This window comes from Sphingomonas sp. CCH5-D11 (assembly GCF_001557395.1).
In the GTDB taxonomy this organism is placed as follows: Bacteria; Pseudomonadota; Alphaproteobacteria; order Sphingomonadales; family Sphingomonadaceae; genus Sphingomonas.
In genome coordinates this window covers 1-18387 of sequence record NZ_LSKH01000281.1, presented here as the reverse complement: position 1 = coordinate 18387, position 18387 = coordinate 1, and the positions used below count along the sequence as shown (strand labels likewise).

15 protein-coding genes are annotated in these 18387 nt (G+C 65.3%); 10 read left to right on the top strand and 5 right to left on the bottom strand.

The genetic code is table 11. The features are described from left to right. The first annotated feature begins 1 nt into the window (after position 1). The 5 genes from AX702_RS17505 to AX702_RS17485 all read left to right on the top strand — a co-directional run bounded on the left by AX702_RS17505 (position 2) and on the right by AX702_RS17485 (position 3452). Positions 2-457, top strand: a complete 456-nt coding sequence (locus AX702_RS17505; RefSeq protein ID WP_066781704.1) for a VOC family protein — start codon at positions 2-4, stop codon at positions 455-457. Next, complete coding sequence (locus AX702_RS17500; RefSeq protein ID WP_066781749.1) at positions 457-873, top strand: VOC family protein; 417 nt, start codon at positions 457-459, stop codon at positions 871-873. The genes AX702_RS17505 and AX702_RS17500 overlap by 1 nt, the downstream gene beginning before the upstream one ends. Continuing rightward, positions 857-1594: a hydroxyacylglutathione hydrolase gene (gloB, locus tag AX702_RS17495; protein ID WP_066781747.1), complete on the top strand. Its 738-nt coding sequence runs from the start codon at positions 857-859 to the stop codon at positions 1592-1594. The genes AX702_RS17500 and gloB overlap by 17 nt, the downstream gene beginning before the upstream one ends. A gap of 38 nt (positions 1595-1632) precedes the next feature. Then, on the top strand, positions 1633-2052 hold the full coding sequence (locus tag AX702_RS17490) for a hypothetical protein (protein ID WP_156455569.1): 420 nt from the start codon (positions 1633-1635) through the stop codon (positions 2050-2052). Between the two features lie 77 nt (positions 2053-2129). Continuing rightward, positions 2130-3452 (top strand): cystathionine gamma-synthase family protein, encoded by a 1323-nt coding sequence (locus AX702_RS17485; RefSeq protein ID WP_066781745.1) that lies wholly within the window; start codon positions 2130-2132, stop codon positions 3450-3452. A 204-nt stretch (positions 3453-3656) separates the two neighbouring features. Here the strand turns inward: AX702_RS17485 and AX702_RS17480 are convergent, their stop codons facing one another. Further along, positions 3657-4328: a TetR/AcrR family transcriptional regulator gene (locus tag AX702_RS17480; RefSeq protein WP_177179120.1), complete on the bottom strand. Its 672-nt coding sequence runs from the start codon at positions 4326-4328 to the stop codon at positions 3657-3659. A gap of 153 nt (positions 4329-4481) precedes the next feature. Here AX702_RS17480 and AX702_RS17475 point away from each other — a divergent pair, with 153 nt between their 5' ends. The 3 genes from AX702_RS17475 (at position 4482) to AX702_RS17465 (ending at position 7334) form a co-directional block, all read left to right on the top strand. Next, positions 4482-5699 (top strand): LLM class flavin-dependent oxidoreductase, encoded by a 1218-nt coding sequence (locus tag AX702_RS17475; RefSeq protein WP_066781698.1) that lies wholly within the window; start codon positions 4482-4484, stop codon positions 5697-5699. Further along, on the top strand, positions 5696-6541 hold the full coding sequence (locus AX702_RS17470; RefSeq protein WP_231731930.1) for an SDR family oxidoreductase: 846 nt from the start codon (positions 5696-5698) through the stop codon (positions 6539-6541). The genes AX702_RS17475 and AX702_RS17470 overlap by 4 nt, the downstream gene beginning before the upstream one ends. A 403-nt stretch (positions 6542-6944) precedes the next feature. After that, a complete protein-coding gene (locus AX702_RS17465) occupies positions 6945-7334 on the top strand; it encodes a hypothetical protein (RefSeq protein ID WP_066781696.1) in 390 nt (129 codons plus the stop codon). A gap of 159 nt (positions 7335-7493) precedes the next feature. Here AX702_RS17465 and AX702_RS17460 read toward each other — a convergent pair whose 3' ends face one another. After that, on the bottom strand, positions 7494-9017 hold the full coding sequence (locus AX702_RS17460; RefSeq protein ID WP_066781694.1) for an NAD(P)/FAD-dependent oxidoreductase: 1524 nt from the start codon (positions 9015-9017) through the stop codon (positions 7494-7496). A gap of 160 nt (positions 9018-9177) precedes the next feature. On the opposite strand from AX702_RS17460, the gene AX702_RS17455 reads away from it, so the two are divergent. After that, complete coding sequence (locus AX702_RS17455; protein WP_066781692.1) at positions 9178-10260, top strand: zinc-binding dehydrogenase; 1083 nt, start codon at positions 9178-9180, stop codon at positions 10258-10260. Continuing rightward, the gene (locus AX702_RS17450) at positions 10257-11273 is read left to right on the top strand and encodes an alpha/beta fold hydrolase (protein ID WP_231731929.1); all 1017 of its coding nucleotides are present in this window, start codon (positions 10257-10259) and stop codon (positions 11271-11273) included. Before AX702_RS17455 ends, AX702_RS17450 begins: the two co-directional genes overlap by 4 nt. Positions 11274-12275: 1002 nt before the next feature. On the opposite strand, the gene AX702_RS17445 is transcribed toward AX702_RS17450, so the two are convergent. From AX702_RS17445 to AX702_RS17435, 3 genes are all read right to left on the bottom strand, one after another. Further along, a complete protein-coding gene (locus tag AX702_RS17445) occupies positions 12276-12956 on the bottom strand; it encodes a nitroreductase family protein (RefSeq protein WP_066781688.1) in 681 nt (226 codons plus the stop codon). A 145-nt stretch (positions 12957-13101) separates the two neighbouring features. After that, the gene (locus AX702_RS17440; protein ID WP_066781686.1) at positions 13102-14928 is read right to left on the bottom strand and encodes a DUF885 domain-containing protein; all 1827 of its coding nucleotides are present in this window, start codon (positions 14926-14928) and stop codon (positions 13102-13104) included. Positions 14929-15015: 87 nt separating this feature from the next. Beyond that, the gene (locus AX702_RS17435; protein WP_066781685.1) at positions 15016-18273 is read right to left on the bottom strand and encodes an amidohydrolase family protein; all 3258 of its coding nucleotides are present in this window, start codon (positions 18271-18273) and stop codon (positions 15016-15018) included. Positions 18274-18387 lie beyond the last annotated feature (114 nt).

Sequence of the window (18387 nt, the reverse complement as noted above, 5' to 3'; positions counted from 1 at the left end):
AATGCGCTATCTTCACACCATGATCCGGGTCGCCGATCCGGAAAAGACCATCGCCTTCTTCGAGGTTCTGGGGTTCAAGGAAGTGCGCCGCACCGACAGCGAGGCGGGCCGCTTCACCCTGATCTTCCTCGCCACGCCCGAGGATATGCGAGGCGAGGGCGAACGGGCCCGGGCCGAGGTGGAACTGACCTACAACTGGCCGGCCGAGAATGGCAGCGCGCCGGAAGAATATACCGGCGGGCGCAATTTCGGGCATCTCGCTTATGATTGCGACGACATATACGCGACCTGCCAGGCGGTGCTGGACGCGGGCTATACCGTCCATCGCCCTCCGCGGGACGGCTATATGGCGTTCGTGAAGACGCCGGACGGCATTTCGATCGAGCTGCTCCAGCTGAACGGCCCCAAGCCGCCGCAGGAGCCATGGGCCTCCATGCCGAATACCGGAAGCTGGTGATGCCCGCGCCCGCGCGCCTGATCGTGAACATGGATGTTCCCGATCTCGCGCGGGCGGAGCATTTCTACTGCGCTGTGTTCGGCGTGTCGGTTGGGCGGCGGCTGGGCAGCGGCGCGGTCGAACTGCTGGGGCTGGAGGCGCCGATCTACCTGCTGGAAAAGGCGGGCGATAGCGCCGCGACCGCCGCCGCGCCGGCACGGCGGAACTATCAGCGCCACTGGACGCCGGTGCATCTCGACGTGTCGGTCGATGATCTCGACCACGCCCGATCGATGGCAATCGCGGCCGGCGCTGTCGACGAGACGGGCGTGCGTCAGGCGCCCTATGGGCGGATCGCGACCTTCGCGGATCCCTTCGGCCACGGTTTCTGTCTGATCGAGTTCAATGAAAGGGGCTATGATGCCATCGCCACTTGAGATCGTCCGCGTGCCCGTGCTCAGCGACAATTACAGCTGGCTCGTGCACGATCCGGACAGCGGCACGACCATGGTGATCGATCCCGGCGAGGCGCAGCCCGTGCTCGATGCCGCCGCATCGCGTGGCTGGACGATCAGCGAGATCTGGAACACGCATTGGCATCCGGATCATGTTGGCGGCAATGCCGCGATCGTCGCCGCAACGGGCGCCAGGGTCACCGCCCCCGAGGCGGAACGCGCCAAGATCGGTGCGATCGACGCCGGCGTGTCGGATGGTGAAAGCGTGTCCCTGGGCGGACATCGTGCTGCGGTGATGACCGTGCCGGGCCATACCCAGGGCCATGTGGCGTTCCACTTCGCCGATGATTCGGCGATCTTCACTGGCGACACCTTGTTCGCCATGGGCTGTGGCCGGCTGTTTGAAGGGACGCCGGCCGACATGTTCGGCAATATGCAGCGTTATGCCCGGCTGCCGGCCGAGACGCGCGTGTATTGCGGTCATGAATATACCCAGTCCAACGGGCGTTACGCCCTGGTCGCTGAGCCGGACAACCAGGCGATCAAGGCGCGCATGGCGCGGGTCGACGCGGCGCGCGCGGCGGGCGAGGCGACCATTCCCACCACCATCGGGGAGGAGCTTGCCACCAATCCGTTCCTGCGGGCGACGAGCGCTGAGGAATTGGGGGAGCGGCGCGCCGCCAAGGATAGTTTCCGCGGGTGAAAGCGTTATGCTTTTGAGGAGGGGCAGGAGTGGTGATGATGGCCAAGCTGTTGATTCCCTTTACGCTGGCCGCCGCGGCGGGTGCTCTGGCGGTGTCCGCCGCCAGCGCGGCCGACGAGAGCCGGCCCGGCCCCTACGCGCGTGAACAGATGCAGGTGCAAAAGGAGCTTGCCCGGCTGACGCCGCAAGCGCCGGTGGATTGCATCGACACCCGTTTTCGCAACGTCTCTCTGCGCGCGGTCGGCAACAAGCTGATCTACCGCGAGAGCCGCAATCGGATCTTCGTCAGTGAAACGGCGGGCGGGTGCGAGAATGTCGCGCGCGGCGATGCTCTGGTGACCCGGCAGTTCGGCCCGCGCCTTTGCCGCGGCGACATTGCCACCACGGTTGATCGCACGGCGCGCTTCCCGACCGGCAGCTGCGCCATCGGGCCGTTTACGCCTTACACGGCAGGCTGATCGCCAGACGGGGCCGTTGATGTTAGGCGCGGCTCAAGGCGCCGTGCGCGCCGCCATGATCCCAGCGGAGCCAGATGATGACCAAGGAAACCGAAGCCGATCTTACCGGCGTTGAGGCGCGTGTCTCGCCCAAGCCGCCGGTGGATGAGATCGGCGGGCGGAAGCTGAAGCCGGCAACGCTGATGATGGGGCATGGCTATGACCCTGCCTTGTCCGAAGGATCGCTGAAGCCGCCGATCTTCCTGACCTCCACCTTCGTGTTTCCCAACGCGGCCGCCGGAAAGCGCCATTTCGAAGGGGTGACAGGCAAGCGGCCCGGCGGCGCCGAAGGGCTGGTTTATTCCCGCTTCAACGGCCCAAACCAGGAGATTCTGGAGGATCGCCTGTCCGTCTGGGAGGATGCGGAGGACGCGCTTACCTTTTCCAGCGGCATGTCCGCCATCGCCACTCTGTTCCTTTCGATGGTGAAGCCGGGCGACACGATCGTCCACTCCGGTCCGCTTTATGCCGCCACCGAGACGCTGATCGCGCGCATCCTGGGCCGTTTCGGTGTTCACTGGCTCGATTTCCCGGCCGGGGCAACGCGTGCGGAAATCGATGCGGTGCTGTCCAAGGCGGCGTCCGGCAATGTGGCGCTGATCTATCTCGAAAGCCCGGCCAACCCGACCAACGCGCTGGTCGACGTGGAGGCCGTGGCGGCGAGCCGCGATGCGATCTTCACCGGCGCGAACAAGCCGCCGATCGCCATCGACAATACGTTCCTGGGGCCGCTGTGGCACAAGCCGCTGCGTCACGGCGCGGACCTCGTCGTCTACAGCCTGACCAAATACGCGGGTGGCCACAGCGATCTGGTTGCCGGCGGGGTGCTGGGATCGAAGGCGCACATGGATACGATCCGGCTGATGCGGAACACGATCGGCACGATCTGTGATCCCAACACGGCATGGATGCTGCTGCGCAGCCTGGAGACGCTGGAGTTGCGGATGAGCCGGGCGGGGGAGAATGCCGAAAAGGTATGCGCCTTCCTGCGCGATCATCCGGCGGTCGAGAAGGTCGGCTACCTCGGCTTTCTTGAAGGTGGCAGCGACGAGCGACAGGCCGATATCTATCGCCGCCATTGCAAGGGCGCCGGATCCACCTTCTCCCTGTACCTGAAGGGCGGAGAGCCGGAGGCGTTCGCCTTCCTTGATGCGCTGAAGATCGCCAAGCTGGCGGTGAGCCTGGGCGGCACGGAAACGCTGGCCAGCCACCCTGCCGCCATGACTCACCTGTCCGTTCCCGATGCGCGCAAGGCGGCCTTGGGGATCACGGACAATCTGGTGCGGATATCCATCGGGGTGGAGGATGCCGACGACCTGATCGCTGATTTCAGTCAGGCGCTGGACAAGATTGCCGGCTAGGGTTTGATCCAGCCAGGAAGATCCGCCTCCCAGGCGAAGGCCGGGGTCCAGTTGCGCGACAAAGCTGGCAGGCGCTCGGGCTCTTGCCAACTCTCTCCCGCCTGGACCCCGGCCTTCGCCGGGGAGGTGCTTTCAAGCGCCTGGATCAAACCCTAAACTCGCCATGAAGCGTCGCGCCGCGGGCCCGGCGCGGCGTTGCAAGTGTCAGGCGGCGACCACCGCATTGGCGCGATGGCGCAGCAGTTCCTTCTGATAGGTAACCAGGCGCCGTTCCAATTTTGCTGCGGCCGCCTCGCTCGCCGCGCCCCGCAATGTGACGGCATAGCCATAGCCGACATGCGCCTCCAGCTCGTGAACCTCGATGCCGCCGAGCACCCAGGCGAGCATCGCCGCGACATAGACCGCGTCGAGCGCGCGGAGCAGCGGATCGATCTCGAGTTCGGGTAGCAAGGCTCCCTCGCTGCTGGCCTCGTTGAGCAGCGCCCACCAGAAGCCGTAGCGTTGCGGGGTCTGCAACTCGCCGCGAAGCTCCTTGCTGTCGAAACGCAGGGCTTCGGTCCACAAGGTACGATAGAAATCGGGATCGTCCGCGAGATAGGCGAGCGAGATGGACACCGCCTGGAAGATCCGGTCGATCGCCCCGACACGGTGAAGTTGCGAGAACCGCTCGTGAAATTCGCGCACGTCCTCCAGAAGGGCGATCACGATGGCCCGCTTCGATCCGAACAGATTATAAGGGGTCGTCAGCGACACGCCGGCGCGCGCTGCGATGGCGCGCATCGACAGCCCGGTATCGCCTGTTTCCTTGATCAGATCCCGTGCGGCCGCGATGATCCGACGACGACGTTCTGCCTTTGCGTCTTCACGCCGGCTCATCCCATGTTCCTTCGCATACAGGAGGCGATAGGCGGCGACGCAGCAAGCTGCAACGCCGTGCAATCCCATATTATCATAACGCGTTAAAAAAGTCTGGCCAGGCTGCTTTCCTCCAACTAGCATCGTCCACAAAGATGGTCTGAGGAGAGAGAAATGGCCGCGGAAAAGATCCGGTTCGGCGCCTTCATTGCGCCGTTCCACCCGCTCAACGAAAACCCGACGCTTGCGCTGGAGCGGGATCTTGATCTGGTGGTGCTGATGGACAAGCTCGGCTTCGACGAGGCCTGGCTCGGCGAGCATCATTCGGCAGGCTATGAGCTGATCGCCAGCCCGGAACTGTTCATTGCCACGGTGGCCGAACGCACGCGGCATATCCGCCTGGGCACGGGCGTGTCATCGCTCCCTTACCATCACCCGCTGATGCTGGCGGACCGGATCAACCAGCTTGACCATATCACCCGGGGACGCGTGATGTTCGGTGTCGGCCCCGGGGCGCTCCCGTCCGACGCCTTCATGATGGGCATCCCGGTCGCAAAGCAACGCGATCGCATGGACGAGGCGCTGGACGTGCTGGTGCCGCTGCTGCGCGGTGAGCAGGTGAGCAAGAAAACCGACTGGTTCGAACTGAACGAAGCGCGGCTGCAGATGCTGCCCTACAGCCGTCCGTCAGTGGAGATCAGCGTCGCCAGCCAGGTGTCGCCATCGGGTGCGACCGCTGCCGGGCGCCACGGCCTGGGCCTGCTCTCGATCGGTGCCACGCAGGCGGGCGGCTTCAACGCGCTGACGTCGAACTGGGCGATCGCGGAGCAGCAGGCGGCGGAAAGCGGAACCAGGGTGGACCGCAGCCAATGGCGGCTCGTCGGCCCGATGCATGTGGCGGCAACTCGCGAGGAAGCGCGCGCGCAGGTTCGTGAGGGCCTGGACAAGTGGCTCTACTACTTCCGTGAGGTCGCCGCCCTGCCGCTGGCGCCGTCGGACGGGTCCGATCCGGTGGATGCGATCGTGGATTCGGGCATGGCCGTGGTCGGAACGCCCGAAGATGCCGTGCGGCAGATCGAGCGGTTACGCGAACAGTCCGGTGGCTTCGGCGCTTTCCTGCTGATGGACAACAATTGGGCCGAGTGGGAAAACAAGAAGAAATCCTATGAGATGATCGCCCGCTATGTCGTGCCGGAGGTGAACGGCATGAACGCCAACCGCCAGGCGTCGATCGAGTGGGCGGCGACAAACCGGCCGCGCTTCATCGGCGAGGCGCAGGCGGCGGTCGGCGCGAGGCTCGCGGAGCATATCCAGAAGAAGGGCACGGAGAATATCCGGCCGGAGATCCTCGCGGCCATGGGCCTCGACAAGAAGGCGGAGGCGGCGGAGTGAGCGGGGTGGCGAACGGCCGCAAGGCAATCTTCATCACCGGCGCGGCCTCCGGCATGGGGCTGGAAACGGCGCGGCTGTTCGCCCGGCAAGGCTGGTTCATCGGCGGCGTCGACGTCAATGAGGCGGGGCTCGCGGCGCTGGAGCAGGAGCTGGGGGCGGAAAACTGCCTGGTCCAGCGGCTCGACGTTTCGGACCGCGATGCCTATGCCGCCGCGCTGGATCGCTTCGCCGCGAGCAGCGGCGGACGGCTCGACATATTGTACAACAACGCCGGCATCGGTCGCGGCGGGCCCTTTGCCGACCAGCCATGGGCCGATGTGCTTGCCGTGGTGAACGTGAACTTCATCGGCGTTCTCACCGGCATTCACCTCGCCATTCCGCTGCTCAAGGCCACGCCAGAGTCGATGTGCTTCACCACCTCTTCGTCCTCGGCGACCTATGGCATGCCGATGATCGCGGTCTATTCGGCCACCAAACATGCGGTGAAGGGCCTGACGGAGGCGCTGGCGATCGAGCTGAAGCCTTACGGCGTTCGGGTGGCCGATGTGCTGCCGGCACTGATCGACACACCGATCCTTCCGGATGGTGCCGCTGCCGCAGCGCCCAAGAGCGGCGTCTTTCGCGCCATCCCGCCACGCGAGGTCGCGGAAACGGTGTGGGAGGCTTATCACTCGGACCGCCTGCACTGGTACGTGCCGCGCGAGTTGGTGGCGCTGGACCATATGGCCACGCTGCATCCGGAGCAGACCCGCGACGAGATGGCAGAAGGCCGATTGTTCGCCACCATCGATGCTCAGGTGGCCGCAGCGACGCCGATCCCGATCGGCGCCACCGCCGGCTGACGATGCGACCGGCCGCCGATCAGCGGCCGCTGCTCCCTTCAACGACGTTCGCCAAACGGATTAGGCGCCGCACAAACGGGCGGCAGCATACCTCCGAAGAGGTAATGCGATCGGTCAGTGTGGCCAATTGCATCCGTAATGGTACGTGACATTCACGGTTGTGCAAAATATAATGGTAACGAGAACAAAGCATCTCCGGTCGCGCAGGAGTGATGTGGGATGATGTTCCAGCAGCAATCGGCTGGCGCGCGGCCTTGGCAAGCGGCGGAGGGCCAGTATCCGCCCATGCGTTCGACTTCGGATAAGCGATGCTTGTCGCGGCGCACTGTGCGCAGGTCCGTTCGGCTAACTCGGGCATCTTCTGACGGCAGATCGCCATCCCATGGTTCAAGGGGCAAAAACCATGGTTGATGATACACTTGCGGAGTTTGCGCGCGCTATCCTGGAGGTTCGGCGCGACCGCCGCCGCGAACTGCCGGCGGAGCTTTTCGGCGGGGAGCTGGCCTATGAACTGCTGCTGATCCTGTTCATCGCCGACGCCCGTGGCGAGCGCCTGACCGGGAAGAGCGCGCTGGAGCAGGCCGGCGGCGTGAGTGCGGCGGGGCGACGCTGGATCGAATATCTCACCCGGGAAAAGCTGATCATCGGCGATGGTGATGGAAATCTCGATGATACGCTGACGCTGACCGCCAAGGCCCTGAACGCGCTGGAGGGCTGGCTGAGCCGGGCGCACGAGACGTTTGACGGTTCTCGCAGCAGCAATAACGAACCTACCGAGCAACTTCCCCGATAAGTGTCGGCAATGATGGGAGCGGGGCCGGCGCGGCGCCGGAGAATATCGGCCACACCGGCCAATCGAGGCTGCGGCAGGCGGCTCGTAGGTAGAAGGACGGTGCAGGCGCGTGCGCCAGCGCGTCGCACCTGCCCCTGCCTTCCCCCTCGGAACAGTTGATCAGGCCGCCTTCAGCAAGTCCGCGCGCGCATCAAGCCCGATGGTGGCCATCAGATCGGGGCGATCGGGGCCCGGCTGCGGCGCATAGGCATTGGCATTGAGGCGGCGGCCGCGCGCCCAATAGCCAAGCACCTTGCTGAGATTCTGCGGTCGCTTCAGCCACGCCTCGGGATGTTCGAGCATGTGGAAGCCGCGCATCATCGCGCGCATCAGCTGCACGTCGGAACGGGCGGCGATGGTGATCCCGTCATCGACGAAGCTTTTCGCCAACCGCGCCTTCAGCCGGGGGCGATGATCGGGGGTGAGCGTGGCACGCGCGCGGCGGATGGCGGAGCGATCCTGTTTCAGCATCAGATCGTAATATGGCTTCACCTCGGTCAGGATGCCGCTGTCATAGATGGCGAGCCGCGCGGCGGGATCGGGTGTGCTGTCCAGCGCACGGCGAAGCACACCGGCGCTGACCGCGGCGAGCGAGCAGCCGCGACCGTAAAGCGGGTTGGTGCGCACCAGCGCATCGCCGATGGCGAAGAAGCCATGCACCGCCGGCCTTCCATTGGCCATCAGGCTGCGCCAGCGGCTGTGCAGATCGCCCATGCCGATCACCTTGCCGACCGGCTCCGAAGTTTTGGGATCGACCCATGGCTTGAGCCCCGGCATCGCCATGCAGATGCGCTGGAACGTATCGCCATCCATCACTGCCTTGCGCAGCTCATGCTCGATTTCCGGCACGCACAAGGTGATCGAGAAACGGCGGTTGTCGGCGGGGAACACACCAAACTTCAGATAGCCAAGATCGCCAGAGGCCGGCACGTCGCCGCGCGGCGGCTCATTTTGGCCGTCCAGCAGGCGGTAATGGCGGGTGAAATACAGGACGCCAGCGGTCTCCGCTGCCTCCGCGATGGGCGCGCCGGCCTTGATCAGCTGTTCGATCAGGTTCGCCGCTTTGCCACCGGCATCGACCACCACGTCCGCCGTGATCTCCTCGCGTCCTTCCGCGGTGTCGGCGGCGACGCCTGTCACCACCATCGTGCCATCGCTGCCCGTATGGAACAGCGGGCTGCGCACCTTGACGCCGCTGCGGATCGACACGCCGGGCAAGCGCTCAACATAGCGGCGGATCACCAGTTCGAGCGTGGTACGACGACTGGTCAGGATTGTCAGATCGGCATCCCCCGGCACGGGGACATAGGTGGCCTGCAGCTTGGGCGGGAGCATGTCCTGAAAGGTGATGTCGCGGCAGCCGGCGGCATAGAGATCCTCCAGCAACTGCGGATGCTCGTCGCGAATGATGTTGCGCAACCGGGCAAGAAACGCGTGGCTCTGGCGCAACTGGCTGACGCCGCGACGCTGCCACTGATCGAACGCGACGTCCGGGCCGCCCTCCGGCGGGGCTTCGTCGCGCTCTAGCAGGGTGATGTGGCGCGAGCCGCCGCCCAGACGAAGCGCGGTGCACAGGCCCGCGATGCCGGCGCCAACGACGATCACCTGTTCGCCCGACGCGCCTGAAACCGTGCTGCCCGACATTCTTCCCTCCGACATTTTGGCCACATATATTTCCAAAAGCGATCGGCTGCAAGAAATTCAAACGCGTTATGAATATGCGTCTTGCGCTGGCCGGCGCCGCGGGCCACGATGCGGCAACGAACCGGCGATCACGCCGGACGACCGGAGAGGGAGGGCTGCGATGCGAGCCGTGGTGAGACGCAACAAGCAGTTGATCTGCGACGAGGTGCCCGATCCGGTACCCGGCCAGGGCGAAGTGCTGGTGAAGACGCTGGCCTGCGGCATCTGCGGTTCGGATCTCCACGCCGTTCATTCGTTCGAGAACATGCTGGAACTGGGCGCGCGCACCGGCGAGAAGCCGCGCACCGATCCCTCCAAGGACATGATCTTCGGCCATGAATTTTCCGCCGAGATCCTGGACCACGGTCCCGGATCGGCAAAGGCGCTGAAGGCGGGTACGCGCGTCGTGTCCATGCCCATCGCGATGAAGCCGGAAGGCTATGAGGCGATCGGCTATTCCAACACCTATCCCGGCGGGTACAGCGAGCAGATGGTGCTGAGCGAGGCGATGCTGCTTCCGGTACCCAATGGCCTGTCCGACGTGCAGGCGGCGATGACCGAGCCCTTCGCGGTGGGGGAACATGCCGTCGCCATGTCCGCTGCGGGACCGGATACGGTGAACCTGGTGATCGGCTGCGGCCCGGTGGGGCTGGCGGTGATCGCGGCGCTGAAATCGCGCGGGCTGGGGCCGGTGGTGGCGGCGGATTTCTCCCCTGCGCGCCGCGCCGTTGCAGAAAAGATGGGGGCCGACATCATCGTCGATCCGGCGAAGGAATCGCCGCACACCAAGTGGAGCGAGCTGGGCGTGCCGCGCACGTCTTCCGAGCGGATGGCGGCGATGATGACCGGCCAGACCGGCAAGCGCGCGATCGTCTTCGAATGCGTCGGCGTGCCGGGCGTGCTGCAGAACATCATCGAATCGGTGCCGGTGAGCACGCAGGTGATCGTCGTCGGCGTATGCATGGAAACGGACAAGATCGAGCCGTTCCTGTGCATCAACAAGCAAATCGATTTCCGATTCGTGCTTGGCTACACCGCCGGTGAGTTTGCCGCGACGTTGGGCAATATCGCCGAGGGCAAGATCGATGTGCTGCCGGCGATCACCGACGAAGTGGGGCTGGACGGCGTGGCCGCCGCCTTTGCCGCGCTCGCCGACCCCGAACAGCAATGCAAGGTTGTCGTCCGTCCGGGAGTGAAATCATGAGCCCAGTTACGAGCAACGTGATCGAGGCGCCGCGCGCGCTGGCCGAGGCGATGCCGCCGGTGCAGTTCGTCGAATCCAACGGCATCCGCATGGCCTATTACGAGGTCGGGCCGAAGGGCGAGGGCGTGCCCGTGATCTTCTGCCATGGCTTTCCCGAGCTGGCCTTCTCCTGGCGGCATCAACTCGACGCGTTCGACAAGGCGGGCCGCTGGGCGATCGCGCCCGACCAGCGCGGCTATGGGCTGACCAGCCGGCCGGAGAAGATCGAGGATTACGACCTGGAGCAGCTGACGGCGGACATCGCCGGCATGATGGACGCGCTGGGCATCGAAAAGGCGATTCCCTGCGGCCACGACTGGGGCGGCATGGTCGTTTGGCAGTTCGCACTGCGCTATCCGGAGCGCTGTGCGGGCGTGATCGGGGTGAACACGCCGTTCCTGCCGCGCGGCGACATCGATCCGATCGCCGGCATGCGCGCGGCCTTCGGCGAGGACATGTATATCGTCTGGTTCCAGAAGCCGGGCGAGGCGGATGCAGCGCTGGCCGCGGACCCTGAGCGGTCGATGCGCTTCTTCATGCGCAAGCCGATGCTGACGCTGAAGGAATATGAGCAGCTTCCGGCCGAGATGCGTACCCTGGCACTGGGCGAGGGGCTGAAGCTCTATGATCCGGCAAACGATCCGCAGCAGTTCCTGACCGACGACGAGATCGAGGCATTCGCCGAAACCTTCGCCGAGACGGGCTTCACCGGCGGCATCAACTGGTATCGCAACTTCACCCGCAACTGGCAGAATTCGGCCAAGCTGGTGGAGAAGGTCGACGTGCCGTCGCTGATGGTCATGGCGGAGAACGACGTGGTGCTGAGCCCGGCGATGACCGAGGGCATGGAGCGGTACGTCCCCGATCTGGAGCGGGTTCTGGTGGAGAAGTCGGGCCATTGGACCCAGCAGGAATTTCCCGAGGAAGTGAACCGCGCCCTCATTGGTTGGTTGGACAAGAGGTTCCCGCGCTGACGGCTCCGCGGCGCCGTTCCGGGCCGGGTATCGGAGGTCGAGTTTTCTGGGCTGAGCTGGGGGAGGAGCGGAACTCCGCCTGTTCGGATGAGCCAGTCGGATGGGCCGTGGCACTCCACACGGCCAATTGCGGCAGGTTCGGCCCGCTTCGGCGGGAGTGAGGGCATGGTTCGCGTCGGCAGATGGATGGCTGTCGACGCGGGCCGTGCCTTTGTTGTTTGTTGAGGTGAGCGGAATGACGCTCGTTGGGGAAGCGCCCAATGTTCGTTATTGCTGCGGAGGGGATCCATAGAACCAGTGCTCGCCCTGCCTGCGGTGTCGGGAGTTTAAAGATCCAAGCCTTTGGGGGGGATGATGGAGGGATGTTTGCCGATGAACATTCATCCGAACCGTTTCGCCGTCCGGAACCGCACGCGGAAGCGGATCGGCTGAATGCGCCCCAATAGCGGACGTTCAACGCATGTGCGAAGGTCGCGTTGTGGAACGCAAAAACGACGACACGCCTGCTGACCGGCTTTACCTCAAGGGCTTGGCGATCCGATATGAGCGGCACATTGGTAAGTGGCTGCCGATCATGTGGCACCTTGCTCTACGTGGACATGCCGGTGCGATGATTGAGCTTGCCGATTGGTTCTCTAGCGATGGGAGCGCGGATCCTTTTGGCACGCCTGCGGACGCTTTTAGCGCCGCCGGACTATATCGACGCGCATACAAACGAGGCGACCTACGCGCAGCCCAACACATGGCGTTGAGTTGCTTCAATCGAAACAACATGGCCGGTTATCGGCACTGGCTTGGTCAGGGTGCCAAAGCTGGTGACGACGAAGCAAGACAAGAACGAAGGCAGTTTGAAATTCGGCTCTGGCACGTTGACGCCGGTCGAGTGCGGCGGCTTCGACCGAAGCAGAAGCGCGACGGGTTCGCTTAGAACTGCGTCCGCTCCCCACCCCATTTTCGATGGTTCTCTAGTCGCCGACGATTACGCCGTCCGTGAGGCATCGCTTAGTCCACGAACCCCACAAATCGTGCGGCTTCGCTGACTGGTTTGCGGCGCGACACCACGCCATTGGCCGGGAAGCTGTCGTCGGGCCAGCCCATCGCGACGCAGGTCTGGATCACCTGATCGTCGGGGATGCCGGCATGTTCGCGCACGACCGGCGATTGCATGATGCCCTGGCTGTTGATGACGCAGCCGAGGCCGCGCGACCAGGCGGCGTTGACGAGCGCGGTGGTGACGGCGCCACAATCGAAGGGCGCGATGTCGCTGCCCAGCAGCACGCGATCATAGGTGATGACGATCGAAACCGGCGCATCGAACTGGCGGAAGCCGCGCAGCACCCAATCGTGCCGCTTCGCCTTGTCCTCGCGCGCGATGTCCATGGCGCCGAAGAGTTGCTTGGCGATCTCGATCTGCCGTTCACGGTGGATGCCGCCATATTCCTCGCCCAGGCGGAATTCGCGCGAATGGGGAACGCCAGCGAGGTTGCGTTCGGTATTGCCCTGGCGGATGCGATCCAGCGGTTCGCCGGTGACGACGGTGAAGTTCCACGGCTGAGTGTTGAGCGAGGAGGGCGAGCGCATGGCAAGCGCGAGCACTTCCTCGATCAGCGCGCGAGGCACTGGATCGGGTTTGAACCCGCGGATGCTGCGGCGGCCGTTCACGACATCGTCGTAGGTTTTCATGCGTGCCTCTCCCGTATTTTCGTCCGCACATAACCAAGTTCATCATCCCCGCGAAGGCGGGGATCCATAGACGCTGAGCTTGGCGAAAAGCCGGTGCGGTAGCGCTTATCGATCCCCGCCTACGCGGGGATGACGGATCGAGTGGTCAGGCCTTCAGCATCCGTTCCGTCACCATCCGCTCCAGAATGGTCAGCGGCATGGCGCCATCGAGCAGCACCGCGTGGAACTTGCGCGGATCGAAGGCGGCGCCCTGCTTCTTCTTCACCGCATCGCGCAGGCGCACCCAGACGGTGTGGCCGATCTTGTAACTGCAGGCCTGGCCCGGCCAGACGGTGTAGCGGTCGATCTCGTTCTGGCTGCGGCCCTGGGCGATGCCGGTGGTGGCGATGAAATATTCGGTCGCCTTTTCGCGGCTCCAGCGCTTGTGGTGCAGGCCGGAGTCCACGACGAGACGCGTGGCGCGGAACAGGAGCGACTGAAGGTAGCCGACCTGGCCGAGAGGATCGCCCTCGAACATGCCCATCTCATCCGCGAGCTGCTCCGAATAAAGCGCCCAGCCCTCGGTATAGCCGCTGAACCCGCCGCGGCGGCGGATGAGCGGAATGTCCTGCGATTCGAGCGCGGTCATCACCTGCAAGTGGTGGCCGGGCACCGCCTCGTGGTGCGTCAGCGTGGCGAGGCCGAACTTGGGACGATCGAAGCTGTCGCGCAGGTTGATGTAGTAGATGCCCGGGCGCGAGCCATCGAGCGAGGCGTTCTGGTAATAGCCGCCCGGCGCGCCGGCCTCGATCGACTTGGGAACACGGCGGACCTCGACCGGCGCCTTGGGAATGAAGGCGAATTGCTCCGGCAGCTGCTTCTGCATGGCGATCACCTGGCGGTTGAGCTGCGCAATCAGCTGTTCCTTGCCCGCGTCGGTGTTCGGAAAGACCTGATCGGGACGCTTGTTCAGCGCGACCAGCCGCTCGCCGACGGTGCCCTGGGTCATACCCTGCGCCTTCAGGATGCCGTCGATCCGGTTGCTGATCTCGGCCACCTGCGCCAGGCCCAGGCGGTGAACCTCCTCACCCGTCATGGCAACGGTGGTCGCGGCCTCGACGGCGGCGGCGTAATAAGCCTCGCCATCGGGCAGGCGCCACGCGCCGGCGTCATGCGAGGCACGGCCGCGCAGCTCGGTTACCAGGGCACGCTGGCGATCGAGCGCCGGGAAGACCTGATCGTTCATGATCCGGGTCGCTTCGGCAACGCGACCATCCGGCAGGTTGGCGGCCTTCAGCTTGCCGGCCAGCGCCTTGACCGGGACGGTTGCGGCTGCCGGCTGATCGCGCAGGCCGCCCATCAGCTTCAGCGTGGTGTCGAGGATGTAATCCGGCGCGAAGACGCCGCGCGCGGCATCGGCGCGCTGACGCTCCGTATCCTGATCGATCGCGGTGGCGAAGGCGGCGACACGCGCGACATAGGCGTCGGCGTCCGCCGCGTCCTTGATGCGATGCTGCGCGTGGAGGAAATCGGGCACCTCGCGATAGGCGCCGGTCAGCTGCGACAGCACATAGGGCGCGAACCGGCCCATGCTGGCGCCGTAGGTAAACTTCTCACCGCCAGCGATGCTGCGCTGGAGCTGATAGGACACGACTTCGTAATCGATCCGCGCCGCTGGCGAGAGCGAGGCAGGGCTGATCTGGCGCAGCGCGGCCAATTCACGCTTGGCGCGGGCGAGATCCTCCTGAACGCCGGCAGCCGAACCGTCGTTCAGCTTCGACTTGAGGTGCGCGCGCTCCCCATTGTCGAGCCCGAGCGCGGTGGCGCCTTCGGGATTGTCGCTAATTCGATCGTAGAAGAAGCGATCGAGCAGCGCGTGCAGCTTCGCATCATTCGGGTTGGCGCCGGCGGCGGCGACCTTTTGCGCGGCGACGGGGACGGCACTCGCCAGAGCGGCGGCGCCGGTGCTGCCAAGAAAGGTGCGACGATCCATGGTTCTTACTCCTGGGGATACAGCCCGTTCACCACGAAGCGGATCGCGGCGAACGGGGAAGGCTTGTTCAAGATGGGAGGGTGACGATCACTGGGCGCTGGTGCCGGCCTCCCAGAAATAGGCGCCGCGCTTGGCCGTGCCGGTCGCGACCTCGTTCAGCGTGCCCGCATCATAGAGCCGGCCGCCCAGCATGACCTGGCGCACCTTGTCGCTGTTGCGGATATCCGCCGTGGGATCAGCATCCAGCACCAGCAGATCGGCAAGCTTGCCAACCTCCAGCGAGCCGATGTCCTTCGCCATGCCGAGCGACTGGGCGGGAACGATGGTGCCGGCACGCAGCGCCTCGAGCGGCGTCATGCCGCCGCGCACGAAGGACCACAGCTCCCAATGAGCGCTCATGCCAGCCTGCTGACCATGCGCGCCGATCGACACGAGCACGCCGCGCTTGGCGAGCTTGTGCGCCTCGCGCGCGCTTTCGTCGTCCACATAATCGCTTTCCGGCGCCATCAGCCGCCGCGCCGATTCCGCGCGCAGCTGCGCCGGCGGGGTATGCGCCTGAAGCAGCGGATGGGCGAACAGATCGGTGTGCTGGCGCCAGTAAGGATCGGCCGCCAGCCCACCAAAGGTAACGACCAGCGTTGGCGTGTAGTTCGTCTTCGACTGGGAGAAGAACTGAACGATATCGTCGTAGAACACCTCCAACGGGATGTTATGCTCGATCGTGGAATTGCCGTCCGCGATATGCGTGACGTCCAGGCCGTAGATCGAGCCGCCCTCCGCCACGACCTGCATGTTCTCGCGTCGGCTGGCCTCCGTCACCTGCTGGCGCTGCTCGCGGCGTGGCTGGTTGTAGTTCTTCACGCTGTGCCCGCCCTGCGCCTTCAGGCGGCGGACATGCGCCAGCGCGTCGTCGAAGCTGTCGATCTGCGCGTATACGTCCGTCGCCTTGGCGCCGTAGACCGCCTCGCCGGTGGAGAAGATGCGGGGCGCGAGGATCAGCCCGGCGCGCTGCATTTCCGATGCGGTAAAGATCTCGCTGGCGCGGTTCGACGGATCGTGCAGCGTCGTCGTGCCGAGCGCGAGGTTCTGCATCATCGACCAATTGCGCTGCGGGATCAGCTCGTCAGTTCCGGCAGGGCCATGGGCGTGCGCATCGATCAGCCCGGGAATTATCGTCTTGCCGGCCGCGTCAACGATGGTCGCGCCCGCCGGGACTGCGGTGGAGGCTCTCGGGCCGACCGCGAGGATCCGATCGCCGCGGATCACCACCACGCCATCATCGATGATGCCGCCATCCGTGCCTGCCATGGTGACGAGGCGTGCGCCGGTGATCGCTACCGTGCCGGTCGGCTTGGCCGCAGCCTGCTCCATCGCCAGCGAGACGCCGGTCGTCGGCGGCACGAACGCCGGCGTACCATCGGCGCGGGGAGCGGCGGCGAACAGGCTGGCCGTTTCCACGGTGTAAAGCGTCGGGCCCAGGCTCCAGTGCAGGCGTGTGCCGTCGCTCGACCAGTTCAAATAATCCGCGCCGCCGGCGCTGACGCGGGTAACCGGCAGCGCCTTGGCATCGGGAGACAGGGCGATGGTCTGGCTGCCGGGCATCAGCGGCACGACGTAAGCGGCGTAGTTCTGGCGGAAGGCGACAAATTCACCGGTGGGCGACACGATATAGTCCGTCGCAAGCTCGCCATTGGCGTGGACGCGCTTGTCCTGCCCCGATAGATCGGTGCTGATGAGCTGGCGCACCGACTTGCCGTCCTTGCGCTCGTCCTCCAGCATGAACAGGCGATCGTTGTTCGGGCCGAATTGCGGCGAGGCAGCGCCGCGCGCCACGCGGGTGACGCCGCCGCCCGCCGTGGCGACGCGGTAGACGCCGGCATCCTCTGCCCATTTAGGGCTGGTCAGACGCCCGGAGCCGGTACGCTCGAAGACGATGGTCTTGCCGTCGGGCGAGAAGCGCGGGCGGGCATAATGGCCGGGCTGGCCGATCACGTCGCGCGCCGTGCCGCCGGTGGCGCCGATCACGCGCAGGCGGCCAAGGCCATCATCGGTCCAGCTGACGAACACGAGGCTTTTGCCGTCGTGCGACCAGCTCGGAAACAGTTCAAAGCCGTCATCGCCACGGGTCAGGCGGCGGGGCGCGCCGCCGGCCACCGGCTTCACCCACAATTTGCCGAGCGTCTCGAACACGACCTGACGCCCGTCCGGTGAGACGCTGGCGAAGCGCGGCATGGCGGTGGTGAAGCGATCGGGCGCCACCGCGACCTGCGGGTGCGACCCGTCGATCACCCCGCGCGTGTCGTTGATGGTGAAGGGGATCTCGCGCGCATTGGTGCCATCGGCATCGATGCGCTGGATCTTGCCCTTCGCCCAGAAGACCAGGCCGCTGTTGTCCGGCAGCCATGCCATGTTCGGATACACGCCGGTGACCGCCCAGGTTTCCTGCACGTCCTGATCGAGATCGTCATAGATCTTGCGCTCCTCGCCCGAGGCGAGATCCTTCACATAGAGCTTCGACCGGGTGGCCTCACGGCGGACAAAGGCGATCTTCTTGCCATCGGGCGAGGGCGTGGGGCGAACCGAACCGCCGGCGCCCGTCACCGCCTTCGTCACTTCTCCGGTCTGCAGGTCGTACCGCTCGATATCGAACAGGTCGGTGTTGGAGTCCTGCGCATATTCGAAGATCGGGCCGGGTGTGACGTTCTTGGTGTAGAACACCGACTTGCCGTCGGCGGCATAGATCGGCTCGCCCAGTTCCTTCTGGTGCGCCTCGTTCGGCCGCTTCACCAGTGGCACGCCGGCACCGCCCGAGACGTGGTACATCCATACCTCGCCGGTGCCCAGGGAGCGCCCGGTGGTGAAATGCTTCTTGGCGACGATGAAGCGGCCGTCCTTGCTCCAGCTCGGCTGGTTGAGGAGGCGGAAGTCCTCACGCGTTACCTGGCGCTTGTCGCTGCCGTCGGTGTTCATCACCCAGATGTTGTCGCCGCCGCCGCGATCGGAGGTAAAGGCGATGCGCCGGCCATCGGGCGAGAAGCGCGGCTGCACCTCGTAGGCGAGCCCCTCGGCAATGCGGGTCGGCGTGCCGCCGGTGATCGGCATGGTGTAGATATCGCCGAGCAGGGTGAAGGCGATTGTGCGGCCGTCTGGGCTGACGTCCACGTCCATCCAGCTGCCTTCGTTCACCCGGATCGGCACCTGACGAATGGTTGCGCCGGGAGGGGCGTTCACATCCCACTTCGGCTTGGCAGCGGCGGCGGAGGGAGCGCTGCCCGCGTTCTGGGCCGAGGCGCCATGCGCAACAAGCGCGGCAAGAGAAACGAGCGACGCCGCGTAAAACTTCATGAAATCCCCCGGAAACGACAAGATGATTGCCGTACTATCCGGCTGCACGGCGAACTGGCAATGCCATAGGACGAATGTTCGCCGGCGCACCGAAAACGGGCGCGGGGGGGGGGG